The sequence below is a fragment of the Polaromonas sp. P1_E12 genome (genome assembly GCF_056405975.1).
In genome coordinates this window covers 524,964-544,499 of record NZ_JBFUBB010000003.1, presented here as the reverse complement: position 1 = coordinate 544,499, position 19,536 = coordinate 524,964, and the positions used below count along the sequence as shown (strand labels likewise).

The 19,536-nt window shown below is 62.6% G+C and carries 18 protein-coding genes; 9 read left to right on the top strand and 9 right to left on the bottom strand.

Features of this window, described 5'->3' with window-relative positions; genetic code table 11:
• Positions 1 to 6: 6 nt before the first annotated feature.
• From AC1D13_RS12410 to AC1D13_RS12370, 9 genes are all read right to left on the bottom strand, one after another.
• On the bottom strand, positions 7 to 531 hold the full coding sequence (locus AC1D13_RS12410; protein WP_477689634.1) for a DUF4442 domain-containing protein: 525 nt from the start codon (positions 529 to 531) through the stop codon (positions 7 to 9).
• Positions 531 to 2,945 (bottom strand): 3-hydroxyacyl-CoA dehydrogenase/enoyl-CoA hydratase family protein, encoded by a 2,415-nt coding sequence (locus AC1D13_RS12405; RefSeq protein WP_477689633.1) that lies wholly within the window; start codon positions 2,943 to 2,945, stop codon positions 531 to 533. Before AC1D13_RS12405 ends, AC1D13_RS12410 begins: the two co-directional genes overlap by 1 nt.
• Positions 2,946 to 2,947: 2 nt before the next feature.
• A complete protein-coding gene (locus AC1D13_RS12400) occupies positions 2,948 to 3,832 on the bottom strand; it encodes an alpha/beta hydrolase family protein (RefSeq protein WP_477689632.1) in 885 nt (294 codons plus the stop codon).
• Positions 3,833 to 3,856: 24 nt separating this feature from the next.
• The gene (locus tag AC1D13_RS12395) at positions 3,857 to 4,291 is read right to left on the bottom strand and encodes a DUF2147 domain-containing protein (RefSeq protein ID WP_457281177.1); all 435 of its coding nucleotides are present in this window, start codon (positions 4,289 to 4,291) and stop codon (positions 3,857 to 3,859) included.
• 31 nt (positions 4,292 to 4,322) lie between these two features.
• A complete protein-coding gene (locus AC1D13_RS12390; RefSeq protein WP_457281178.1) occupies positions 4,323 to 6,119 on the bottom strand; it encodes an acyl-CoA dehydrogenase C-terminal domain-containing protein in 1,797 nt (598 codons plus the stop codon).
• Between the two features lie 16 nt (positions 6,120 to 6,135).
• Positions 6,136 to 6,855, bottom strand: coding sequence for a TetR/AcrR family transcriptional regulator (locus AC1D13_RS12385; RefSeq protein ID WP_457281179.1), 720 nt, complete (start codon positions 6,853 to 6,855; stop codon positions 6,136 to 6,138).
• A 260-nt stretch (positions 6,856 to 7,115) separates the two neighbouring features.
• Positions 7,116 to 7,964, bottom strand: coding sequence for a fumarylacetoacetate hydrolase family protein (locus AC1D13_RS12380; RefSeq protein WP_457281180.1), 849 nt, complete (start codon positions 7,962 to 7,964; stop codon positions 7,116 to 7,118).
• A gap of 31 nt (positions 7,965 to 7,995) precedes the next feature.
• On the bottom strand, positions 7,996 to 8,742 hold the full coding sequence (locus tag AC1D13_RS12375) for an SDR family NAD(P)-dependent oxidoreductase (protein ID WP_477689631.1): 747 nt from the start codon (positions 8,740 to 8,742) through the stop codon (positions 7,996 to 7,998).
• Complete coding sequence (locus AC1D13_RS12370; protein WP_477689630.1) at positions 8,739 to 9,473, bottom strand: SDR family oxidoreductase; 735 nt, start codon at positions 9,471 to 9,473, stop codon at positions 8,739 to 8,741. The genes AC1D13_RS12375 and AC1D13_RS12370 overlap by 4 nt, the downstream gene beginning before the upstream one ends.
• 124 nt (positions 9,474 to 9,597) lie before the next feature.
• Between AC1D13_RS12370 and AC1D13_RS12365 the strand changes: the two genes are divergently transcribed.
• From AC1D13_RS12365 to AC1D13_RS12325, 9 genes are all read left to right on the top strand, one after another.
• Entirely contained in the window at positions 9,598 to 10,347 is a 750-nt protein-coding gene (locus AC1D13_RS12365) for a FadR/GntR family transcriptional regulator (protein ID WP_457281183.1), read from the top strand.
• Between the two features lie 73 nt (positions 10,348 to 10,420).
• Positions 10,421 to 11,386: a Bug family tripartite tricarboxylate transporter substrate binding protein gene (locus tag AC1D13_RS12360; protein ID WP_477689629.1), complete on the top strand. Its 966-nt coding sequence runs from the start codon at positions 10,421 to 10,423 to the stop codon at positions 11,384 to 11,386.
• A gap of 139 nt (positions 11,387 to 11,525) precedes the next feature.
• Entirely contained in the window at positions 11,526 to 12,524 is a 999-nt protein-coding gene (locus AC1D13_RS12355; RefSeq protein WP_477666581.1) for a sialic acid TRAP transporter substrate-binding protein SiaP, read from the top strand.
• A 78-nt stretch (positions 12,525 to 12,602) separates the two neighbouring features.
• Positions 12,603 to 13,178 carry a TRAP transporter small permease gene (locus tag AC1D13_RS12350; protein ID WP_477666580.1) on the top strand — a complete coding sequence of 192 codons (576 nt, stop codon included), beginning with the start codon at positions 12,603 to 12,605 and terminating at the stop codon, positions 13,176 to 13,178.
• On the top strand, positions 13,179 to 14,573 hold the full coding sequence (locus AC1D13_RS12345) for a TRAP transporter large permease (protein ID WP_457281187.1): 1,395 nt from the start codon (positions 13,179 to 13,181) through the stop codon (positions 14,571 to 14,573).
• 116 nt (positions 14,574 to 14,689) lie between these two features.
• A complete protein-coding gene (locus AC1D13_RS12340) occupies positions 14,690 to 16,216 on the top strand; it encodes a UxaA family hydrolase (protein WP_477666579.1) in 1,527 nt (508 codons plus the stop codon).
• A gap of 11 nt (positions 16,217 to 16,227) precedes the next feature.
• A complete protein-coding gene (locus AC1D13_RS12335) occupies positions 16,228 to 17,289 on the top strand; it encodes a malate/lactate/ureidoglycolate dehydrogenase (protein WP_457281189.1) in 1,062 nt (353 codons plus the stop codon).
• An 87-nt stretch (positions 17,290 to 17,376) separates the two neighbouring features.
• Positions 17,377 to 18,123: an SDR family NAD(P)-dependent oxidoreductase gene (locus tag AC1D13_RS12330; protein WP_457281190.1), complete on the top strand. Its 747-nt coding sequence runs from the start codon at positions 17,377 to 17,379 to the stop codon at positions 18,121 to 18,123.
• Between the two features lie 7 nt (positions 18,124 to 18,130).
• Entirely contained in the window at positions 18,131 to 19,531 is a 1,401-nt protein-coding gene (locus AC1D13_RS12325; RefSeq protein ID WP_477689628.1) for a mannitol dehydrogenase family protein, read from the top strand.
• Positions 19,532 to 19,536 lie beyond the last annotated feature (5 nt).

Here is a 19,536-nt window from a genome sequence, read left to right as displayed (position 1 = left end):
TCTCGGTTAACTTTTCCGCGGGCCGGAGGGAATCCAGGCCCAGACAAATTCGCATTCGACCGGGTTGACGCCGGCTTCATCGGTCACGATGACCGGCACATTGACTTCACCCTTGTCGCTGGCCTGCATGGCGGCGCGCTGTTCATCGCTCAGCGTGGCCACGGCGCGCAAGGCGCCGGTGGCGCGCTTTTTAAACGCCATCTTCAGTTCCTTGGCCAGCGGGATGCAGTCGTCGCGCACATTCATGCCGACCACCATGCCGGTGGCGGTTTCCGCCAGCAGGTTCATCGCAGAGGCGTGCACGCCGCCAATGTGGTTCTGTACCTTCTTCTCATTCCTGATGCCGATCTCGACCCGGCCTGTGCCCATCTCGAGGAAGTCCAGACCGGCGGTTCCGGTAAAAGGCACAGCGCGGCGCAGCACCACGCTGCGAAACCAGCCGCGCGCAAAGGCCGGCACTTCCTCGAGCCGCTGCAGTTGCCGTGCCAGGCGGTTGGGCTTGTGGTCGCTCATGGCGGTTTGGCCGGTCATCAGTTACGAACAGGTTTGCCAGTGCTCATCATTCCCATGATTCGCTCCTGGGTTTTTGGATGCTCAAGAAGAGAGCAGAAAGCTTTGCGCTCCAGGGTCATCAAATACTCTTCCGTCACCAGCGTGCCGGCATCGACGTCCCCGCCGCAGACCACATTCGCGATCAGGCTCGCAATATGGAAGTCGTGCGCGCTGATGAAGCCGCCGTCGCGCATATTGACCAGCTGGCCCTTGATGGTGGCCAGGCCGCTGCGGCCCACCACCGGGAACTGGCGCCTGTGCGGTGCGCGGTAACCGGAGTTGAACAGTGCACGTGCTTCATTGAGTGCCACGAACAGCAGCTCGTCCTTGTTCGGCACGATCACGTCGCTGTCGAGCAAATAGCCGATCTTGCGGCTTTCAATCGCGCTGGTGCCGACCTTGGCCATCGCCGCGGCGGTGAAGCCTTCGGTCAGGAAGGGCAGGATGTCCTTGTTGGTGGAGGTGCTGGCGTTCTCCGCCGCACGGCGGGCGATGTAGGCCAGGCCACCGGCGCCAGGCACCAGGCCCACACCGACTTCGACCAGGCCGATGTAGCTTTCCATCGCGGCCACACGCTTGGCCGAATACACTGCCATTTCGCAGCCACCACCCAGCGCCAGGCCGCGAATGGCCGACACCACGGGCACGGCCGCGTAACGCAGCTTGAGCATCACGTTCTGCAGTTCGGCCTCTGCCCCTTCAATCGCCTTGGCGCCGCCCATCATGAAGGCGGGCAGCATGGCTTGCAGGTCGGCGCCGGCAGAGAACATCTCGTCATTCGACCAGATGACCATGCCCTTGTAGCTTTTCTCGGCCAGGTCCACACCCATCGCCAGACCTTCGGCCACGTCCGGGCTGATGGCGTGCATCTTGGTCTTGATGCTGGCGATCAGCACGTCGCCATCCGCACCGTCCAGCGTCCAGAGGCGGATCGCGTCGTCTTCATGCAGCGTGGTGCCTGCCGTCTCAAAAGCAGGTGCCTTGGCACCGAGCACGTCTTCGGGGAAGAACTGGCGCTCATACACCGGCAGCTTGCGGCGAGGGATGAATTTTTTGGCCGAGGCGCTCCACGAGCCTTCGGCCGTGTGCACGCCACCGGCGTCGGCCACCGGGCCCTTGAACACCCACTCGGGCAGCGGCGCCTTGGACAGCGCCTTGCCTGCATCAATGTCTTCCTGGATCCAGGTAGCGACCTGCTTCCAGCCGGCTTGCTGCCACAACTCGAAGGGGCCTTGCTTGGCGCCAAAGCCCCAGCGCATGGCGAAGTCGATGTCGCGTGCGGTTTCGGCGATGCTTTCCAGGTGCACCGCAGCATAGTGAAACTGGTCGCGCAGGATGGCCCAGAGAAAACGCGCTTCAGCGCCTTCGGCCTCGCGCAAGAGCTTGAGGCGTTCGCCCGCGGGCTTCTTCAGCATGCGGCCGACGACTTCATTGGCCTTGGCGCCGGCGGGCACGTATTCCATGCTCTCCGGGTCCAGGCGCAGGATGTCGCGGCCTTGCTTCTTGTAGAAACCGGCGCCGGTCTTCTGGCCCAGGCTTTTGGATTCGAGCAGCTTGGCCAGCACGGGCGGCGTGCCGTAGACATCGGAGAACGGGTCTTCGACCTTGCCGGGGCCCAGGTTGTCTTGCAGCGTCTTGATGACGTGGGCCATGGTGTCCAGGCCCACCACGTCGGCGGTGCGGAAGGTGCCCGAGCTCGCGCGGCCCAGCTTCTTGCCGGTGAGGTCGTCGACCACGTCATAGGTCAGACCGAAAGTTTCGGCTTCCTTGATGGTAGCCAGCATGCTGGCGATGCCCACGCGGTTGGCGATGAAGTTGGGTGTGTCGTGGGCACGGATCACGCCCTTGCCCAGCGCGCTGGTGACAAAGGCCTCCAGGTCGTCCAGCACCTTGGGTTCGGTGGTCGGCGTGTTGATCAGCTCCACCAGCGTCATGTAGCGCGGCGGGTTGAAGAAGTGAATGCCGCAAAAGCGCGGCTTGATGGACTCGGGCAGCGCCTCGCTGAGCTTGGTGATGGACAGGCCCGAGGTATTGCTGGCCACGATGGCGCCCTCGGCAATGAAGGGCGCGATCTTGTGGTACAGGTCGGTCTTCCAGTCCATGCGCTCGGCAATCGCCTCGATGATGAGGTCGCACTCCCTGAGCAGCTCCATGTTCTCTTCGTAGTTGGCTTGCTGGATCAGCGCCGCGTCTTCGGGCACACCCAGCGGCGCTGGCTTGAGCTTCTTGAGGCCTTCGACCGCCTTGATGACGATGCCGTTCTTCGGGCCGTCCTTGGCCGCGAGGTCAAACAGCACCACCGGCACCTTGACGTTGACCAGATGGGCGGCGATCTGCGCGCCCATGACACCGGCGCCGAGGACGGCGACTTTTTTGACTTGGAATCGGGACATGGTTAAGACCTGGTTGAGGGAATCTGGTTGAAAAATTCGAGCACAGCGCTCCAGTAGCGTTGTGGCTCGTCGCGCATGCCGTGGGTGTGGTCGGCGCGTTCGAGGATCAGGCGCTGGATGCGTTCAGGCCGTGGCGCAGCCTGCTGCAAGGCATCGCCGAAATGCACCGGCGTCCAGCGGTCGCCCTGGCTGTGGATCAGCAGCACGTCCACGTCGCGCATGTTGGCAAGGTGGTGTACGGGCCGCAGGCGCAGCTCGCCTTGCGGATTGATGCGCCGGCTTATGTTGAGCACTGCATGGGCAACAGGGTAGGCTTTCCAGAAATCGGGCAAGGTGGGCGCGCAAGCTTCAGCCACCACCTTGTCGTAAGGAAAATCCGCTTCGTCAATCGCACTCAGCGTGTTGATCGCGCCGAAAGACGCCGTCAGCGCATGCACCGGCAGCCCGGCAAAAGCGCCACGTGCCCAGGAGCCCACCGATATCACGTCACCGGGGTAATCGAAGTTGGTCGACGGGCTTTCACCGAAACCGTTGAAGTCGAAAGCCACCACATGAAAGCCCGCATCGAGTAGCGCCTGGGCATGGCCGTGGCGCAGCCAAAAACCCTTGCAGGCAAAACCCATGGGATGGGCGCACACCACCACACCGCGCGGTGCCAGCGGTGTACGCGCCACGATGGCCTCAAGCTGGCTGGTACTTCGGCTGGCTATCTGCACCCGTTCCCAGCCTTCTTGCGGCACGTCCGCCGGCCAACGCCAGGGTTTCATGAAGCGGCCGAAAAACGGCTTTTTGAGAAGATGGTGGCCATACCAGCGGCGCGCGGCCGGCACAGTGCTGCCACCGGCGCCGAAAGGCAGTGACCGCAAACGGGAAATGGCTTCACCCATGGCGAGTCCTCACTTTCAGCATGCTCATTGCACACGCACCCAGGTTTGGGTGCGGCCAAAAGGCCCGATGGAGCCGCGGACTTCCATCTTCTTGCCACCCTCAACGGGTGTCATCTTGAGGGAATAGCTTTTGCCGTTCTCGGGGTCGAGTATCTTGCCGCCTTCCCAAACGTCGCCATCGGGTGACTTCTTGGCGCCCCGAATGATCTCAAGGCCCAGCCGAGGCTTGTCCTTGCGGTCATCCGTGCATTCGGTGCAGATGTCGTCGGGTTTGACGCCCGGGGACAGGCGCTTTTCGACTTTTCCGCTCAACACGCCACCTGTGTCGACAATACGCACCTCGACTTTGGGGTCGCCGGTTTTTTCATCGAAACCGCGCCACAAGCCTACGGGCGTGTTCTGGGCAAGCGCGGGGATAGCGAAAAGACTGAATGCCAGGAACAACAAATTGCGTTTCATGGTGGTGTCTCCCTTGATCTGTTCAGATGGTTCAGGCCAGTGCTTCGTCTGTTTCCATGAGCGCCTTGCTGCCCGAGCGTGCGGTGCGCATCAGCGTTGCGGTTTCGGGGAACAGCTTGGCGAAGTAAAAGCGTGCGGTTTGCAGTTTGGCGACATAGAACTTGTCGGTGTTGCCGGCAGCAATTTCACGCAGCGCGGTTTGCGCCATCAATGCCCAGAAGTAGCCAAACACCAGGTGGCCGGCCACGCGCAGGTAGTCCACTGCGGCGGCGCCCACTTCGTCGGGGTTCTGGAAGCCCTTGAAGCCCAGCTCGGTGGTGAACTTGGTCATCTGGTCGGCCAGGTAAGCCAGCGGGTTGATGAACTCGGCCATCTTCTCGTTGACGCCTTCTTCGGCGATCAGCGCACCGATCACCTTGCCGAATTTCTTCAGCGTGGCGCCATTGTTGCCCAGCACCTTGCGGCCCAGCAGGTCCAGCGACTGGACGGTGTTGGTGCCTTCGTAAATCATGTTGATGCGGTTGTCGCGCACAAACTGCTCCATGCCCCACTCTTTGATGAAGCCGTGGCCGCCGAAAACCTGCATGCAGGCGTTGGTGGAGATGTGGCCGTTGTCGGTCAGGAAGGCTTTGACGATGGGCGTGAGCAGTGCAACGATTTCGCCGGAGTCCTTGCGCACTTTTTCATCGGGGTGATGCAGTTCCTTGTCGAGTAGCAGCGTGCAGTAAATCGCCAGCGCCCGGCCGCCTTCGGCATAGGCCTTGGCCGTCAACAGCATCTTGCGCACGTCGGGGTGCACGATGATCGGGTCGGCCGGTTTGTCTTTGGCTTTGACGCCGGACAGTGAACGCATCTGGATACGGTCCTTGGCGTAGGCCAGCGCATTTTGAAAGGCTACTTCGGTCAGGCCCAGCGACTGGTTGCCCACGCCCAGGCGTGCGGCATTCATCATCACGAACATCGCGGCCAGACCCTTGTTGGGCGCGCCCACCATGGTGCCGACAGCGTCTTCGAGCACCATCTGCGCGGTGGCGTTGCCGTGGATGCCCATCTTGTGCTCCAGGCCGCCACAGTAAATGCCGTTGCGCGAGCCGATGGCGCCGTCTTTGCCGATGTTGAACTTGGGCACCGCGAACAGGCTGATGCCCTTGCTGCCCTGGGGCGCATCAGGGAGGCGGGCCAGCACCAGGTGCACGATGTTGGCGGCCATGTCGTGTTCACCGGCGCTGATGAAGATCTTGTTGCCGGTCAGGCGGTAGGTGCCGTCGGGTTGCGGTTCGGCCTTGGTGCGCAACAGGCCCAGGTCGGTGCCGCAGTGCGGCTCGGTCAGGCACATGGTGCCGGTCCATTCGCCGCTGGTGAGCTTGGGCAGGTAGAGCTTTTTCTGTTCGTCGGTGCCGTGGGCATGCAGGGCTTCGTAAGCGCCGTGCGACAGGCCCGGGTACATGGTCCAGGCCTGGTTGGCCGAGTTCAGCATTTCATAGAGGCACTGGTTCAGCACAAAAGGCAGGCCCTGGCCGCCATATTCCGGGTCGCAGCTGAGCGCGGCCCAGCCACCTTCGACGTACTGCGCGTAAGCTTCCTTGAAGCCTTTGGGCGGCGTGACTTCGTGTGTCGTTTTGTCGAGCTTGCAACCCTCTTCGTCGCCGCTGATGTTCAGCGGAAAAGTCACTTCAGCGGCAAACTTTCCGGCCTCCTCGAGTACAGCGTTGATGGTCTCGACATCGACGTCCGCATGCTTTGGGATGGCCTTGAATTCATCGGTGACCTTGAGCACTTCGTGCATGACGAATTGCATGTCGCGCAGGGGCGGGCTGTACTGAGGCATGGTGGATTCCTTTTGCTTAAACTGGTTTGGAAGGGGATGCCTTGCCGGAAGCTTTCTTCGGCAAGGTGGAAAGGGGGGCGTCGCTGCCATAGCGCGCCAGGATGTTGGCAAAGCCGGTATTGGCGCGGTCCATGGAGCCCGGCGTCTTGAGGAAGCGGGCTTCGTAGTGCAGCGCCAGGATCAGGCCGTGGATCTCAAAGGCCATCTGGTGCTCGTCAGCGTCAGCATGCAGGTGACCAGCCTCTTTGGCCTGCACCACAGCGCGGTACATGGCGGCCAGCCAGGTTCGTACCGAACCCGCCAGCGCATCGCGCACCGGGCCGGGCCTGTCGTCAAATTCGACGGCGCCGCTGATGTAAAGGCAGCCCGAGTCGATTTCAAGCGAGGTGCGTTTCATCCAGTTATGAAACAGTGCCGCCAGACGAGGCAGGCCGCGCGGCTGCTGCAGCGCCGGAAAGAAGACCTCTTCTTCAAAGCGCACGTGGTATTCGCGGATAACGGAGATCTGCAGCTCTTCGCGCGAGCCGAAATGGGCGAACACGCCCGACTTGCTCATGCGCATGACCTCGGCCAGCGCGCCTATGCTCAGGCCTTCCAGCCCGATCTGCGTGGCCAGGCCCAGGGCGGCGTCCACAATGGCGGCCTTGGTCTGCTGGCCTTTTTGCTGGCTTTTGGCCACAGCGCTGCCCGTTGCCGGGGCGCGGGAGGCTTTAGCGGGAAGTTCTGTGATGGCCATGAGGTGCTACAAAATAAAACGAACGGTCGTTCTATTTTGCAACACTTTGATGACCATGCAAAGGCCATAGGCTTTTCTAGGGCATTCGGCCTAGGACCAACACGGGTAAACCCTCGGATGTTGGCTCACCCCCGTCCAAGCTCACTGCGTGTGGCTTGTTCCCCCCTCCAGGGGGTGGCGCCTGGGGCCGGCGAAGCCGGACCCTCGGCACCCACTGGTGGAATACCCCACCCTGGATACGCGGCTAGAGAGCGTGGGGGCTACTTCTTGTAGGGAACGACAGTCTGGTGCTGCTCGCCCAGGCCTTCGATGCCCAGGGAGATTTTGTCGCCCTTCTTCAGGTACACAGGCGGCTTCATGCCCAGGCCCACGCCGGGCGGGGTGCCGGTGGTGATAACGTCACCGGGCTCCAGCGTCATGAACTGGCTGACGTAGCTGACGATTTTGGCGACGCTGAAGATCATGGTCTTGGTGTTGCCCTTTTGCACGCGCTTGCCGTTCACCTCGAGCCACAGGCCCAGCTTTTGCGGGTTGGGTACTTCGTCGCGCGTGACCAGCCAGGGGCCGAGCGGGCCGAAGGTGTCGCAACCTTTGCCCTTGTCCCAGGTGCCGCCGCGCTCAATCTGGAATTCGCGCTCGCTCACGTCGTTGATGGTGCAGTAGCCGGCCACGTAGTCCAGCGCTTCCTTTTGCGACACGTAGCGGGCCGTCTTGCCGATGATCACGCCGAGCTCGACCTCCCAGTCGGTCTTGACCGAGCCTTTGGGCAGCATGATGGGGTCGTTCGGGCCCTGGATGCAGCTGGTGGCTTTCATGAACACGACCGGCTCGGCGGGAATCGGCAAGCCCGATTCGGCCGCGTGGTCGGCGTAGTTCAGGCCGATGGCGATGAACTTGGGCACGCCGGTGACGGGGCTGCCATAACGCGGCGAGCCTTTGACCAGCGGCAGCTTGTCGGCTTTGAGCTTGCGCAGTTTGGCAATCGCAGCATCGCCAAGCTGATCCGGGCCGATGTCCTTGATGACAGCGCTCAGATCGCGCAGCTTGCCGTTGGCATCAATAAGGCCGGGCTTTTCCTTGCCGGGGTTGCCATAGCGAACGAGTTTCATGGTTTTTCCTTTTGATAAATCGGATGAAAGATTAATAAGTGGAACGGCCGCCCGAGAGATCGAAAACGGCACCGGTTGAGAACGAGCAATCTTCGGTGCACAGCCAGCCGACCATGGCGGCTACCTCATCGGGCGTGCCGAAGCGGCCCATGGGGATTTTAGAAAGCATGAACTGTATGAACTCGGGCGTCATTTGCTCAAAAATCGGCGTTTTCACCGCGGCCGGTGTGATGCAGTTGACGCGCACACCTGTATCGGCGAGTTCCTTGCCCAGGGATTTTGTCAGGGCGATCACCGCGGCCTTGCTCGCGCTGTAGGCGCTGGCATTCGGGTTGCCGTCTTTGCCGGCCACCGAGGCAACATTGACGATGCGACCATAGTTGCGTGCACGCATGTGCGGCACGAGTTCACGGCAGCAGAAGAACAGGCCGTTGAGGTTGACCTGCTGCACCTGCATCCATTGCTCGGGTGGGTAGTCCCACAGCTTGACGTTGGGACCGGTGATGCCGGCCGAGTTGACAAGCGCGTCAATAGCAAGGTTGTGGGCCACAGTTTGTTTGACCGCCTCCACCACGCTGGCATGGCTGGCCACATCGACGGCTACCGTATGCACCCCGGCGCCCAGCGCGCCCCTGGCCGTGGCCAGTGCCTCGGGGTTGATGTCCCAAAGCGTCACCGTGCCGCCCGACGCCAGCACGCGCTGAGCCACCGCAAAACCCAAGCCGACCGCACCACCGGTGATGACCGCATGGCGCCCCTTCAGGTCCAGCTGGTTCATATGGTGATGCCACCGTCCACGTTGTAGGCCTGGCCGGTCACAAAAGCAGCCTCGTCGCTGGCCAGAAAGACCACCAGCGGGGCAATCTCATGCGCCTGCGCCAGGCGCCCGAGCGGCTGGCGTGCGATGAAGGCTTTGCGGGCCGCCACGGGATCTTCGTTGGCATTGATACGGTCCTGTAGCGAAGGCGTGTCTACCGTACCAGGGCAAATCGCATTGCAACGCACGCCGTCACCCACAAAGTCGGCCGCGACGCTTTTGGTGAGGCCAATCACTGCCGCCTTGGTGGTGCCATACACAAATCGGTTGGGCAGGCCTTTGATGCTGCTGCAGACGCTGGCCATGTTGACAATGCTGCCGCCCTTTTTGGCCTGCATGCCGGGCAGCACGGCCTGGATCATCCAGAACTGGGCGCGCACGTTGAGGTTGAAGGCGAACTCAAGATCGGCATCGGTGGCCTGCAGGGCTGTGCCCCCGTGGACAAAACCGGCGCAGTTAAAAAGAATGTCCATGGGCGGCAGGCCGCCTATCAGTTTCTGGATCGCCGCCTTGTCCAGCACGTCCAGGGGCAGCGCCGTGATGTTGGCCGCCCCTTTGTAGCTTTCCAGCAGCTCGGGTTTCAGGTCGGTGGCCCAGACCTGCGCGCCTTCGGCCGCCAGCGCCAGTGCGGTGGCATGGCCGATTCCCTGGCCGGCTGCGGTCACCAGCGCTTTTTTTCCTTCAAGTCTCATCTTCACTCCTACAGGGTTTTGCCGGATGTTGTCCCGGGGGTTTCATGGGATTATCAATTGGTCTTACCACTTGTCCAATTCTGGCTAACCCTTAAAGCTCCCACCTTTTCATCCTTTTCCGCCCATGCCCCTGCAAACTGTCGAACCGCAACGCCTTTACCGCCAGATCGCCGAGCAGCTGCGCACGCTGATCTCGGCCGGCGAATGGGCCGTGGGCGCACGGCTGCCCGCCGAGCGCGACCTGGCGCGACAGCTGGGCGTGAGCCGGCCCTCGGTGCGCGAAGCTCTGATCGCGATGGAGGTTGAAGGCTGGGTCGAAGTACGCACCGGCTCGGGTGTCTATGTTCTGGACCGAAGCAAGCCCGCCAGCCACGACGGTAATGGAAGTGGCCGGGCCGAGCAGATATCGCCGGACGAATGGGGACCCCTGGAATTGATACGCGCCCGCCGCGTGGTGGAAGGCGAAGTCGCCGCCATGGCCGCCACCCAGGCCAAGCGCAAACACATAGACGCGATGGACAAGGCCATCGCCAGCATGCAGTTTGACGCCGACCGCGGCGTGCTGCCGCTGGAAGGCGACCGCGCTTTTCATACCGCCGTTGTCGAGTCCTGCGGCAACGTAGTGCTGATTGAAACCATACAGCGCTTCTGGGACTCGCGTCGCGGCCCGTTGTTCGAGCGGTTGGGCGGGCATTTTGAAACCGTTGAATCGTGGCGCTCGGCGATTGCCGAGCACCAGGCCATTTTTGATGCGGTGCGCAACCGAGACGCCGATGCCGCGCGTGCGGCCATGCATGCGCACATGGACCAGTCGCACAAGCGTTTCAGCGTGAGCTGGAGTCGGACCAAAAGCCAGGAGGTACAAAAGAAATGACCCGTCACGATTTCTTTCAGCGCTCACCTCACCCCGGATTTCCCTTCCAACAAAAAGCGAAAGCGAGACAAGCATGAAGTTTCTGACACCGCGCAAATTGCTGGCAACAGCCCTTATGGCGCTCACCAGCCTCTGCGGCAACGCCTGGGCGCAGGCCTACCCGAACAAGCCTATTGAAGTGATGGTGGCCTTCCAGCCTGGCGGCGGCACCGACTCGCTGGCGCGCGCCTATGCCGAAGCCGCCAAAAAATACACCACGCAATCGCTGGTGGTCTACAACAAACCCGGCGCCAGCGGCGCCATCGGCCTGGCCGACGTGGTCAATGCCAGGCCCGACGGCTACAAGATTGCCATGCTGTTTGTGGAGGTGACCATCCTGCCGCACATGGGCATCACCAGGATCACGCAGGACGACTTCATCCCGATTGCCCGCCTGAATGCCGACCCGGCTGCCATCACCGTGAAAGCGGACTCGCCCTACAACACGATTGAAGAGTTCCTCGCCGCCGCCAAAAAGACCGGCAGCGACGTGAAGGTCGGCAACGCCGGCAACGGCTCGATCTGGCACCTGGCCGCCGCTTCGCTGGAAGAAAAAACCGGCGCGAAGTTCAACCACATCCCCTACCAGGGCGCAGGCCCCGCCGTGCTGGCCCTGCTGGGCGGTCATGTGGACGCAGTAGGCGTGAGCCCGGCTGAGGTTGCCGTGCATGTGGCGGCCGGCAAGCTGAAGATTTTGGGTGTGATGGCCGACCAGCGCGTCAAGGGTTTTGAGAGCGTGCCCACCCTCAAGGAACGCAACATCGACCTGTCCATCGGCACCTGGCGCGGCCTGGGCGTGGCCAAAGGCACACCGCCTGAAGTCGTGGAAACCATTCGGACCTTCAGCAAAAAGGCGGCCGAAGAGCCCATCATGCGCGAAGTGATGGACAAACTGAACCTTGGCTACGCCTATGCCGACGGCCCTGCCTTCAAGGCGCAAATGGTGCGCGACAACGACAACTTCAAACAACTCGTGACCAAGCTCAACCTGAAGAACTGAGCAATGAGCCTGTTCAATGTCTAAACGAGGCCTCGTTTAGACATTGAACAGGCTCTTAGACCCCAGGCTTCACGACGGTGCGCGCTGGCGCGCATCGTCGATTTCCTTTCTGCCAGCAACCACCCTTCGAGGAGACAACATGAACGCATTCAACAAAAAGAGATTCGCTATCAAAACAATAGCTGCCTGCGCTTTACTGGCGGGCACTATGGGATTTTCCGGCATCGCATCGGCGCAGACCAAGCTGAAATGGGCGCACGTCTACGAGACTTCCGAGGCCTACCACAAGTGGTCGGTCTGGGCGGCTGACGAAATCAAGAAGCGCACCAGCGGCCGCTACGAGATTCAGGTGTTCCCGGCTTCCACGCTGGGCAAGGAAAGCGACATCAACCAGGGCCTGCAGCTGGGCACCGTCGACATCATCATCTCGGGCGCATCGTTTGCGGCCCGGAGCTTTCCGCGTATCGGCGTGGCCTACTACCCCTACACCTTCCGCGACCCGGAGCACCTGCTGAAATACGCGAAGAGCGATGTCTTCAAGGAACTGACCGAAGGCTACAAACAGAAGACCGGCGTGCAAACTGTCGCGGTCACCTACTACGGCGCGCGCCACTCCACCAGCAACAAACCCTTCAAGACCTGCGAAGAGATGAAGGGCCTGAAAATGCGGGTGCCCGACGTGCCGGCCTACATGGCCCTGCCTCGCGCCTGCGGCGCCAACCCGACGCCGATCGCTTTTGCCGAGGTTTACCTGGCGCTGCAAAACGGCACGGTCGATGCACAGGAGAACCCGCTGCCCACCATCGAAGCCAAGAAGTTCTATGAGGTCCAGAAGAACATCATCCTGACCGGCCACATCCTCGATTCGCTGGTCACGCAGATCGGCCCTCACGTCTGGACCAAGCTCAGCGATGCCGACAAGAAAGTCTTCACGGATGTGATGCAGGAAGCGGCCGCCAAAGCCACGGCCGACATCCAGAAGCGGGAAGGCGAGCTGGTGGACGAGTTCAAGAAAAAAGGCATCAACCTGATCACGGTCAACAAGGACGAGTTCCGCGATCACATCGTCAAGGCCGTGGACATGGCGTCAATGGGCTACGACAAGAAGGATTGGGACCGCATCCAGGCCATCAAGTAAGTCTTGCCCATCCGGCCAAGGCTTCCCGCCCTTTCCTCCATCGGAGGGAAGGGCCTCATTACCCATTACCCCACCATCATGACTTCCATTCCCGACATTGACGCCTTGCCCAAGGTCATGGGCGACGACGGCGAGTTCCACGCCACGGATGAAGCAGTTGACCTGTCCGGCACGCCCGTTGAAGCCTGGGCGGCGCTGTTTTTCTTCTGGGCGTTGGGCCTGACGGTTTTCTACCAGTTCTTCACGCGTTATGTAATGAACGATTCCGCCGCCTGGACGGAAGAAATCGCACGCTACCTGCTGATCGCCACCGTCTTCGTCGGCGCCGCCATTGGCGTGGCCAAGAACAACCACATCCAGGTCGACTTCTTCTATCGCTTCATGCCCGCGTGGCTGGCCCGGGGCATGGCCCTGTTGACCGACGTGCTGCGCATCGCCTTCCTGGGCGCCATGGTCGTGCTGACCTGGCAAATGATGGACAAGATGGGCAACTACAAGATGACCATCATCGACCTGCCGATGAACCTGGTGTACGGCGTCTGCCTGGTGGGGTTTGCGGCCATGGCCGTGCGCTCGGTCTGGGTCATGCGCATTCACCTGCAGCGCGGCTACAGCGTGCTGGAACGCCCTGAATCCACGATGGAGGACCGCTGAATGTTGAAGGTTATTTTTCTCTTCCTGATGAGCGGCGGCCTGCCGGTGGCCATGGCCATGGCCGGGGCGTCGCTGGTCTACATCCTGTTCACCAACAGCTCGCCGCCCTTTGTGGTGGTTCACCGCATGGTCAGCGGCATCGACAGTTTTCCGCTGCTGGCCGTGCCGTTCTTCATCCTGGCCGGCAACCTGATGAACAACGCCGGCATCACCAACCGCATCTACAACTACGCGCTGGCGCTGGTCGGCTGGATGAAGGGCGGACTGGGCCACGTCAACGTCGTCGGCTCGGTGGTGTTTGCCGGCATGAGCGGCACCGCCATTGCCGATGCCGCCGGCCTCGGCACCATCGAGATCAAGGCCATGAAGGACCACGGCTACAGCACCGAGTTTGCCGTGGGCGTGACGGCGGCCTCGGCCACGCTGGGCCCCATCATTCCGCCCAGCCTGCCCTTTGTGATCTACGGCATGATGGCCAATGTCAGCGTCGGTGCGCTGTTTCTGGCGGGCATCCTCCCGGGCCTGCTGATGGCCATCCTGATGATGCTGACAGTGGCCTATTTCGCGCACAAGAACAACTGGGGCGCCGATGTCCCCTTCGCGTGGAGCCGCCTGAACAAGGCGCTGGTGGAGACCGCCGTGGTCATCGGCTGGCCGCTGCTGCTGTGGCTGCTGATCGGCAAACTGAACTTTCCGCCGCAGATCACTGTGGCCGTCGCACTGGTAGCGCTGTTTGCGGCCGACAAAGCCTTCAATTTCCAGGCCGTGTTGCCCATCATGACGCCCGTGCTGCTGATAGGCGGCATGACCACCGGCATCTTCACCCCCACGGAAGGCGCGATTGCCGCCTGCGTCTGGGCGCTGATCCTCGGGTTTGCCTGGTACCGCACGCTGACCTTCAAGAGCTTTGTGAAGGTCTGCCTTGATACGGTCGAGACCACCTCCACCGTGCTGTTCATTGTGGCCGCGGCATCGATCTTCGGCTGGATGCTCACCGCCACCGGCGTGACCACCGACATTGCCAAATGGGTGCTGGACTTCACCAAGGAGGCCTGGGTCTTCCTGCTGCTGGCCAATTTGCTGATGCTGTTTGTGGGCTGCTTCCTGGAGCCGACCGCTGCCATCACGATTCTGGTGCCTATCCTGGTGCCGATTGCCACGCAGCTGGGCGTGGACCCGATCCACTTCGGGCTGGTGATGGTGCTCAATTTGATGATCGGCCTGCTGCATCCGCCCATGGGCATGGTGTTGTTTGTGCTGGCCCGCGTGGCCAAACTTTCCGTGGAACGGACCACCATCGCCATCCTGCCCTGGCTGTTCCCGCTGCTGGGCAGCCTGATCATCATCACCTATTTCCCCAAATTGGTACTCTGGTTGCCGAAGATGTTTTATTGAAAGTGAAACAATCACCCTGAGACGCCTTCGGCGCCTCCCCCTCGAGGGGGGCTACCTGCGGCCCGGCGAAGCCGGTTCCGCGATGGCCCCCCGATAAAAGCACAGAAACTCAGACCATGACCCCGTTTATTCGCCTTCACCCCGCCGATGATGTCCTGATTGCCCGAGCCCAGCTGGTGGGCGGCACCGAGGTCGAAAACATCACCGTACGCGGCCTGATCCCGGCCGGCCACAAGATCGCCACGCGCGCGCTGGCCGTGGGCGAGCCCGTGCGGCGCTACAACCAGATCATCGGTTTTGCCAGCAAACCCATCGCGCCCGGCGAGCACGTGCATACGCACAACCTCAACATGGGCCCCGACAAGGGCGACTTTACGCGCGACTACGCATTCGGCGCCGATGTGAAACCGGCACCGGCCAGGCGCGAGGCGACTTTCATGGGTATCAAGCGGCCTGACGGACGCGTGGCCACGCGCAACTACATCGGGATTCTCTCGAGCGTCAACTGCTCGGCCACCGCCGCGCGGGCGATTTCCGACCATTTCTCGCGGCAGAACAACCCTGCAGCGCTGAAAGATTTTCCCAACGTCGACGGCGTGGTGGCGTTGACGCATGGCACCGGCTGCGGCATGGACAGCGACGGCCTGGGCCTGCAGATCCTGCAGCGTACGCTGACCGGCTACGCCACGCACCCCAACTTCGCGGGCGTGTTGGTGGTGGGCCTGGGCTGCGAGTCCAACCAGATCAATGCCTGGCTGGCCCACGGCAGCCTGCGCGAAGGTGAAACCCTGCGCGTCTTCAGCATCCAGGACACGGGTGGCACGGCCAAGACGGTGGCCAAGGGCATCGCCATGATCAAGGAGATGCTGCCGCAGGCCAATGCCGTCAAGCGCGAACCCTGCAGCGCCGCGCACATCACCATCGGCCTGCAGTGCGGCGGCTCCGACGGTTACTCGGGCATCAGCGCCAACCCGGCGCTGGGCGCGGCGGTGGACTTGCTGGTGGCCCATGGCGGCACCGCCATCCTCAGCGAAACCCCCGAGATTTACGGCGCCGAGCATTTGCTCACGCGGCGCGCCGTGCGCCCCGACATCGCCGAAAAGCTGATCTCGCGCATCAAGTGGTGGGAGCACTACACCCAGATCAACGAAGGCGAAATGAACAACAACCCGTCGCCCGGCAACAAGGCCGGCGGCCTCACGACCATCCTGGAAAAGTCGCTGGGTGCGGTGGCCAAGGGCGGCACCTCCAACCTGGAGGCTGTCTATGAATACGCCGAACCCGTGAAGGACCACGGCTTCGTCTACATGGACACGCCGGGCTACGACCCGGTCAGCGCCACGGGCCAGGTGGCCGGCGGCGCCAACATCATCTGCTTTACCACCGGCCGCGGTTCGGCTTACGGCTGCGCGCCCTCGCCTTCGCTCAAGCTCGCCACCAATTCGGCACTGTGGCAGCGGCAGGAAGAGGACATGGACATCAATTGCGGCGAGATCATCGACAGCGGCGTGACGGTGCAGGAGATGGGACAGCGCATTTTCGAGATGGTGCTGGCCACCGCATCGGGTGAACCGAGCAAGAGCGAAAAGCACGGCTACGGACAAAACGAATTTGTGCCCTGGCAAGTCGGCGCGGTGATGTAAAGGCTTTTCACATGCAAAAAGTGCTTCAAGCCCAATATCTACGGGCGCAAGCAGCTACTATTTTTATAGCGGCCGGCAGCACGGCCGCTGAAGCGGAAAAAATCGCCGCCAACCTGGTGATGGCCAACCTGAGCGGCCATGACTCGCACGGCATCGGCATGCTTCCGCGCTACGTCGATGCGGTGCTCGAAGGTGGCCTGACGCCCAACGCCCAGGTCAAAACCCTGCTCGATACCGGCTCGCTGCTCAGCCTGAACGGCCAGCGCGGTTACGGTCAGGCGATCGGCGAGCAGGCGATGGCGCTCGGCATGGCACGTGCCAAAACCCATGGCAGCTGCATCATGGCGCTGGCCGAGTCGCACCATCTGGGGCGCATCGGCCATTTCGCCGAGATGGCCGTGGCCCAGGGACTGGTGTCGCTGCACTTCGTCAACGTCATGACGCGGCCCGTGGTGGCCCCCTGGGGCGGCGCGGATGGCCGCTACGGCACCAACCCCTGCTGCATAGGCATACCACTCAAGGACAGCCCGCCCTTTGTGCTGGACTTCGCCACCAGCCGCGTGGCCCAGGGAAAAATGCGCGTGGCGCACAACCAGGGCAAATCCGTCCAGCCGGGCCTGCTGATCGACGAACACGGCCAGCCCACCACCAACCCCGGCGTGGTGGTGGTGCCGCAGCCGAACGGTTTTTTTGGCGCGCTCATGCCATTCGGCGAGCACAAGGGCTACGGCCTGGCGGTGGCATGCGAGCTGCTGGGCGGCGCGCTCACCGGCGGCGGCACCTGGCACCACCCCACAGTGAGCGTGCGTGCGGTCTACAACAGCATGCTCACGATCCTGATTGACCCGGGCAAGCTGGGCACCCAGTCGGCCCTGGAAATGGAAGCGCTGGCATTCGTCGAGTGGCTGCGCAAAAGCCCGCCGGCCGACGGTGTGGACGCTGTGCAGATTGCCGGTGAACCGGAACGCCGTGCGCGGCTTGAACGCGAACAGGGCGGCATTGAAATGGACGGCGAAACCTGGCGCGAAATCGTCGCAGCCGGCCAGAAGGTCGGTGTAAGTGTGCCGGGCTGAGCACCGAACGCTATCAAATCAGTAGCTGCTCGCGCAGTCTCTATAAGGTCTAGCGGCCAAAATGATCCTCAATTTCACCGAAAAACCATGACTCCACCGATTCAAGACCAGGTTGCGCTTGTCACTGGCGCCAACGCCGGCATGGGCCTGGCCACGGTGCGTGCCCTGCTGGCCGCCGGCTACAAAGTGGCGGCCACCGACCTCGGCACCGAACGTGTGGCCGCCGAGCTTGCCGCGTATGGTGACCGTTTGGCCTGCTTCACCATGGACGTGAGCGAGCAGGCCCAGGTGCACGCCGCTTGCGACGCCATTGAAACGCATTTTGGCCGCATCGACGTCTGCGTCAACAACGCCGGCTTCCTGCAATACGCCAACTGCGAACAGACCACGCCGGAGCTCTGGCACAAGACCCTGCGCATCAACCTCGACGGTGTCTTCTACGTCAGCCAGCGCGTGGCGCCAGGCATGAAGGCGCGTGGTTTCGGCCGCATCGTGAACGTATCGTCCTACGGTGCCAAAACCGGGGGGCTGTCGCCGCTGCCAGCCTATGCGGCCAGCAAGGGCGGCGTGATCTCGCTGACCTTCAGCTTTGCCCGCGAATATGCCGCGTTTGGTGTGACCTGCAACGCGCTGGCCCCGACATTCGTGAAGACCCAGATGCTGACCGAGCAGGTCAGTGCCGAGCGGCAAGCCGAGCTGCGCCAGAAGATACCGGTGGGCCGTTTCTGCGAGCTCGAAGAGTTCGCTCACTGCGTGCTGTTCCTGGCCCACCCGATGAGCGGCTTCATCACCGGCGAGGTGCTGGACCTCAATGGCGGCCTGCAGTTTGACTGAGCGCGCGATGCTGAACACCCGCGCTTTGCCGGAAATCGCCACGCGCGGCATCGGCGTCCCCACTTACTCACGCCGCGGCACTGTGGGCGTGGTGCACCTGGGCCTGGGTGCCTTCCACCGTGCGCACCAGGCACTGGTGTTCGATACCCTGCTGCAGCGCGGTGATGCGCGCTGGGGTGTGCTGGGTGTCGCCATGCGCAGCACTGAGCTGGCCGACGCCATGGCCGCGCAAGATGGCCTGCATGCCGTGCAGGTTGCCAGCAGCACCGGTGTGCAGTGGCAGGTCGGTGGCGCCATCTGGCAAACCTGCGTGGCCGCCCGCGAGCCGGCGCAGGTGGTGCAGGCACTGGCCGCGCCATCCACGCGCTGGGTCACGCTGACAGTCACTGAAAAAGGCTACGCCCCGGAACTGGCCCGACTGCTGCTGCAGGGCCTGACGGCGCGCCGCACAGCGGGCCTGCCCGGGTTGACGCTGGCTTCCTGCGACAACCTGGCACACAACGGCCGCAAGTTGCAGGCTTTGTGCATCGATGCCGCACAAAAGGAAAATCCGGCGCTGGCGCAATGGATCGGCACCGCCTGCGCCTTCCCGAACAGCATGGTGGACCGCATCGTGCCGGCCGCAACCGGCGAGCGCCTGGCGGCTGCCGGGCAGGCGCTCGGCGTGACCGACCAGGCTGCACTGGGCACCGAAGCATTCTGGGAATGGGTGATTGAACGCCGCTTTGCCGATCCTGCGGACGGCGACGTGCTGGCCGCTGCGGGCGTCACGGTGGTGGACGACGTGGCGCCGTTTGAAGAAGCCAAATTGCGCATGCTCAACGGCAGCCACACGGCCATGGCCTGCATGGGCGCGGTAGCGGGCTGGCCCGTCGTCAGCGACTGCATCGCCCAGCCGGCGGTGCATCGCTTCATCCACGGCCTGATGACGCAGGAGATCGGCCCGCAGCTCAGCCGCCCGGACTGGCCCGCCTACCGCGACGCGCTGCTGGCACGTTTTGCCAACCCCGAGTTGCAGCACAGGGTGCACCAGATCGCCACTGACAGCTCGCAGAAAATTCCATATCGCTGGGTACCTTCGGTGATTGATGCCCTGCGTGCGAACCAGCCCGTGGAACGGCTGGCCTTTGCGGCAGCGGCCTGGATGCGTTATCTGCGCGGCATCGACGAGCAGGGGCAGCCCTACGCCATAAACGACCCGATGGCCGAAACGCTGAAAGCTCTCGCGCTTGACCGTTCCGGTGACGCTGCAGCGACAGTGCAAGCCCTGGGTACGCTGCCGGCCATCTGGGGTGAGGCCCTGCCGCAGCAAGCGCGCTGGCTGGCCCGCATGACCCACTGGCTGGCCCAGATCAACCAGCGCGGCATGCTGGCCGCCCTGGACCAACTTCACTCCCACCCCATCTGAACACC